General features: G+C 45.2%; 2 protein-coding genes and 1 pseudogene. All 3 read left to right on the top strand.

Annotated features, from left to right (window positions below):
* Positions 1-44 precede the first annotated feature (44 nt).
* Positions 45-221, top strand: a complete 177-nt coding sequence (locus tag EQY_RS0121695) for a NinE family protein (RefSeq protein ID WP_001254223.1) — start codon at positions 45-47, stop codon at positions 219-221.
* 2 nt (positions 222-223) lie between these two features.
* Complete coding sequence (locus EQY_RS0121690) at positions 224-565, top strand: phage protein NinX family protein (RefSeq protein WP_000386644.1); 342 nt, start codon at positions 224-226, stop codon at positions 563-565.
* Between the two features lie 120 nt (positions 566-685).
* A pseudogene (locus EQY_RS27015) lies at positions 686-814 on the top strand (hypothetical protein); the annotation flags it as partial.
* Position 815: the final 1 nt, after the last annotated feature.

Here is an 815-nt window from a genome sequence, read left to right as displayed (position 1 = left end):
TGCCTGTCTCGTTTTCTGGGGATTCCTCAGGTCAGGAGGGCGGCATGAGGCGACAGCGACGAAGTTTCACCGACATCATCTGCGAAAACTGCAAATACCTTCCAACGAAACGCTCCAGAAATAAACGCAAGCCAATCCCAAAAGAATCTGACGTAAAAACCTTCAATTACACAGCTCACCTGTGGGATATCCGGTGGCTAAGATATCGTGCGAGGAAATGACAATGGATTATTCACAGTTAAGTGATTTTGAAATTAACAGAATGGTAGGAGACATAATTTTTAAAGGCCTTTGGGCAAGTAAACCGGAAACATCAGGGAATAACACCAACAAATGGTATTACGGAAATGCTGGTACAACTTTTGAGCCATTAAATCATTTGCCTGACTACTGCAATGATCCGAGCGCTTCATGGCCGATTATTGAGAAATACAGGATTTCTATCTTAGACCAGTTAACTGAATGGTGTGTGGATGCAAAAGGCGTAAGCCCAATATTTGATACCAGACCTCTCCGCGCCGCCATGATTGTCTTTCTCCTGATGCAGGAGGCCAATAATGCTTAGCCCATCTCAATCCCTTCAATACCTGAAAGGAAGCATAGAGCGGGCTTCAATGTGCACAGAGTGGATTCTATCTAGGTTTAGCGCATACAGAAGATTGCCGGTAAAGGGCATGCCAAGCAAGTCGATGCTGCATATGCAAAAGAATACGCGCTGGAAGGTATGGCGAGAACACAGGTTATCTGGCTGAAAGAGGGGTTATTAAGGCGTGAATACCTACAGCATCACATTACCCTGGCCTCCGAGCAATAAT

Source organism: Escherichia sp. TW14182 (assembly GCF_000208525.1).
Lineage (GTDB): Bacteria > Pseudomonadota > Gammaproteobacteria > Enterobacterales > Enterobacteriaceae > Escherichia > Escherichia ruysiae.
Note: the sequence above shows the minus strand (reverse complement) of the source record. Positions and strands in the feature narration are given on the sequence as shown.